The sequence below is a fragment of the Thalassobacterium sedimentorum genome, from assembly GCF_031127905.1.
GTDB lineage: Bacteria > Verrucomicrobiota > Verrucomicrobiia > Opitutales > Coraliomargaritaceae > Thalassobacterium > Thalassobacterium sedimentorum.
This window is the reverse complement of sequence record NZ_JARXIC010000073.1, coordinates 1-4,034: the sequence shown is the minus strand read 5'-3', so window position 1 is coordinate 4,034 and position 4,034 is coordinate 1. Positions and strand designations below refer to the sequence as shown.

Sequence of the window (4,034 nt, the reverse complement as noted above, 5' to 3'; positions counted from 1 at the left end):
GACAACTGAGTCAATAATTACATATCCAACTTGAAAACAATGAATTAAGAAACTTAAACTAATAAACTTGAGCCCTACCTGAAAACCTCTAACGTGCACTAAAAATACACTAATAAAACTGTTAGAAAAATAAAATGAAGAAGATAATCGGCAGCATAGTCTTAGCTCTTTCACTTTCACAGCAAGCATCAGCGAACACTTACTCGTGGGAAGACTTAGTCCCTCCTTCATCGCACAACGTATTGGCCTTTTCAAACGATCGAGCACCAGCTACTGGAACGAGGCTCAATAGAGAAGCTGATGAAATCTTTCAGTATCTCGATAAGGGGAGAATCTTTAACAGCAGGAATGCCCTTAAGGATTTTATAGAAGAACAAAAACTCTTGGGCGTCGAAATATACGACAGAGCCTTTTCAAGCAGTAGAGGCATCATCGCGACCAGAGATAATGAGATAATATTTTGGCATCTAATGTCACAGAATGTTCTTCATCTTGAGACTTCTGACCTCAGGCAATGCTACTTGCTTTATCTCGATGAGTGGAGCGATCAGATTAGTAGTCAGCTAAAGAAGTATCAGTATTCGCAGCAAGCTGGGCGTAAGAGATATACCCCTTCTGATGAGGAAGTCATTTCAAGCTATGAACAAACTAAAATCCAGCTACTCAAGCGGATAGAGTCAGAAACTGAAGGACTTAGGGAACTCTACAGTAATTACGAAACAGCAACAGGTGATGAGAAAAAAGCTCTGCTCAGAGAAGTGTCTCGCAAGCGTGCTTTTGTCGAACATATGGAAATCCGACTCACTGACATGGACAGAAGGCTAAAACCACTAAAGCTTGAAGTCGAATTTCCCACTCCAGGGCATCACACTATCATAAACTAAAGTTCTAACAAGACGGAGTGAGGCAACGACATTACGGCTCCGCCTCCATGTCGCGCTCATCCTTCACGATATACAGAAAAATGAACTGAATTTGGAACCGCAGATTCACGCGGATAGACGCAGATTTAAGAATCTTGATCCGCGTTCATCTGCGTCCATCTGCGGTTAAAAAAATCCAGATAAGACGATTGAAAGAATCCAGATTCTAACCATCCTGAACCAATCAAACTAAATCTAAGAAATGAACACTGAGGAGACAGAACAGATCGAGTGCATTGAGACTGACCGAGGGTATATCCAGGCGAGAGTGGTCAACTCCGTTCGTTCCTCACTACGTGCCACCTCTTGACGATCTACAGAAAAAATGAAACGCCTCACAGACCAGCAGCTAGCTGAAAAACTACTTAAAGTAAGAAAAGAAGGCTATCCGCATTGGAAAAAGAACCTGTTTGGAAGAAGCAGGATTCACATTTTTCGCTGGAGTCTTTTTGCCTTCTTACTACTCAGCCTAATTAACATAAATGAAGATGTAGAATTGATACGTTTTATCTCGATCTTATTTGGGTTCATCGTCGGAGCGATCGTTAAAGAAACTCTTTTTGTGAAGCAAATTGGAGAAAACTGGGACTTCACTCAGCAAATAACCGATTGGGATAAAGTCGAAGAAATCGCAGGATCTGGGGTAGATCAAGACGGCGTAGTCAACTCCGTTACGGCTCCGCCTCCACTACGTGACTAGCCTCCACGTTCTAAAAAATAAAAAAATGAGATACATAAAAACAATACTGGTAACCATCTTAATTGGGTTGTCTTGCGTCGCATACGGACAGGAAGAAATTACTGATATTCTTCCAGCAGGGCTTTACCAATTCAACACAGTCAGAGTTTTCGATGAGGACAAAATTCCTACTATTTCCAGCTCTGAAGTTGAGATCATTTACGAGGACTCAATCCCTTACATTGAACTCCATGGAAATAAATTACGCATTTATTTCTCCTTCGGTGATCGCCGCATTCCATCAATCACCTTTTCGATAGAGCCCAAACAGGAAAATAATACTTCTACTCCATTGATAGTTTACACTGCCTTAAAAAACAGCAGCAGCGGTAGATTTGAAGGGAGGCGGTTTTATATTTATGTCGGCTCCCAAAGACCGGATGAAATCTTCTTCAATATCGTCCCATTAAAATCAGAGCAAACCAATTAGAACTAGGCAGGATATGACAATGAGTTTCGCTGGCGCTCACTCATGCATACCTTTGACCTTCAGCGAAACAATGAAATCACTAGAATCCGAATTCAAAGCGATAGATCGACCTGCAAATATTGCACTTTTTATCCACATTCCAGTCTTCGGAATCTTAAGCCTGTATTTGGATGATTTACCCGAAGAAGGAAATTTGAAATCACTGGTTACCTTAACTTGGTTCGTCGGCTTCTTCGGAGTAATGCTCTATCTTTGCCTTTACATCTTCAAAAGAAAAAGATCATGCATGATCGCTCATGGACTGAAATGTGGTAAGTGTGGATATATCCCGCTCCCCGGCGGTTTTATTAACTTTGCCTTGAAAAATCACCAATGCCGCAAGTGCAAAGCTCCTCTAGAAATCGTAGCTGAACCAGCCGGAGCAGGACAACCCGATAACCCGCCCGTAAAACTCTAAAAATCAACAGGACTACGATCCCCACTGGCGGGTTGCCTGTCCTCATCGTTCTACAGATGAAAAATGAAATGCTCAAAGCGATCAATATACTTCACGGTGAAGAATGTTGGTCATGCGTCGCAGGCAAAGGAACGGGTAGCATTTTTTCACTACAATTTGGCGACCGAGTTCCCAGGGTTAGGGCACTGAACAACCCTCACTTAACAGAAGAAGAAAAGAATTTTGATTCAGACATGTCGATAATGGTTTGGTCTAGCTGGAACCTGAAGCGTCAAGGGGCTATAATTTGCAATTCTGAAAGCAATAACGCTAATGATGGGCCGATGGTGCAAGGGCTCAAGGAGCTGATCGGAAAAAAAGTCGAAAGCATCCATGCAGAAGACCCTACTGAGCAGATCGCCCTAAGTTTTGAAGGAGGCTATGATTTAAAAATATTTTGCGATGGCTTTCAAACGTATGGAAGCGACTCTGAAAACTACACACTCTTCCTGCCTGAAGTATCTTATTCGGCAACAACCGATGGAAACATTGAACGGGAAGGTAGAACCAGTCGATAGTGGACAACTCCGTTCGTGCCTCACTACGTGCCACATCTCGACGTTACACAAAGAAAATGATCGACCCCGAGACTTCACTTTTAACCACTTTAACCCCAGCCATTTTCGCATTAATTGGAGTCTTGATCGGCAGCGGCTTACACTTCCTTGGCCTTGTTTTTGATCGCAAGTGGAAGAGAGAACAGAAGCTTGCCGAGCGCTTTGAGGAGTTAACCGACCTAGTGAGTGAGACATTGATTTGGTCTCAATCAGTTGGAAATGCAAAGAATTTGAAAGAGCTATCTTCTCGCACAACATCCAAGGAAGCTCGACGGATGGTTTCTCTTTGTATGATATACTTTCGGGAACTGGAGAAGCCAGCAAAGGACTATGCAAATTGTTTGATTTCATATTTTGATATTTTAGCTAGAAGTTTTGACCCAGCGATCCCTCATACTGTCGGCGCTCAAGCGGTAAAACATAACGAGAAGGCGTATATGGAATGTGCTGATGAAATAATGAATCTAAGAAATGACCTAGAGGACTTAATTAAGAAGCACTCGAAGAAATATGCTAAGGTGTAACAAGTCGGAGTGAAGCAATGCATTTCGCTGGCGCTCATACATGCTCATCCTCTACGTTCTGCAAAAAAAAAAATGATCTACGACTCCAGCAGGTTTAAAACACGCCAAAAAGCTAAGTGCAATTTGAAGCAATTGCTGCATGAGCGAAATAGAACAATCGCAATTCATTACTCTTGCGAAAGTTTCTACGACAGAACCGATGGATCTTCTCCAAGGATTACATCAATCGGAGTAAGGAATCTGGAGAACGGACAGACCACCTCAGAGGGAGCACTAGTGTCCAAAACAGGTTTTGAAAAATAGCCTCACTTGCGTCGTAATAGGTTTGATGAAAAAGAATAACCTAACGCAAGGAGGCTATCATG

General features: G+C 42.3%; 6 protein-coding genes. All 6 read left to right on the top strand.

From position 1 onward, the window contains the following. The first annotated feature begins 134 nt into the window (after positions 1–134). The 6 genes from QEH59_RS18190 (at position 135) to QEH59_RS18165 (ending at position 3,669) form a co-directional block, all read left to right on the top strand. Complete coding sequence (locus tag QEH59_RS18190; RefSeq protein WP_308986808.1) at positions 135–884, top strand: hypothetical protein; 750 nt, start codon at positions 135–137, stop codon at positions 882–884. A 364-nt stretch (positions 885–1,248) separates the two neighbouring features. After that, entirely contained in the window at positions 1,249–1,623 is a 375-nt protein-coding gene (locus tag QEH59_RS18185) for a hypothetical protein (RefSeq protein WP_308986807.1), read from the top strand. Between the two features lie 25 nt (positions 1,624–1,648). After that, positions 1,649–2,092 carry a hypothetical protein gene (locus QEH59_RS18180; protein WP_308986806.1) on the top strand — a complete coding sequence of 148 codons (444 nt, stop codon included), beginning with the start codon at positions 1,649–1,651 and terminating at the stop codon, positions 2,090–2,092. Positions 2,093–2,162: 70 nt separating this feature from the next. Further along, positions 2,163–2,549 (top strand): hypothetical protein, encoded by a 387-nt coding sequence (locus QEH59_RS18175; RefSeq protein ID WP_308986805.1) that lies wholly within the window; start codon positions 2,163–2,165, stop codon positions 2,547–2,549. Positions 2,550–2,605: 56 nt separating this feature from the next. Then, positions 2,606–3,106: a hypothetical protein gene (locus QEH59_RS18170; RefSeq protein ID WP_308986804.1), complete on the top strand. Its 501-nt coding sequence runs from the start codon at positions 2,606–2,608 to the stop codon at positions 3,104–3,106. Positions 3,107–3,162: 56 nt separating this feature from the next. Continuing rightward, complete coding sequence (locus QEH59_RS18165) at positions 3,163–3,669, top strand: hypothetical protein (protein ID WP_308986803.1); 507 nt, start codon at positions 3,163–3,165, stop codon at positions 3,667–3,669. Positions 3,670–4,034 lie beyond the last annotated feature (365 nt).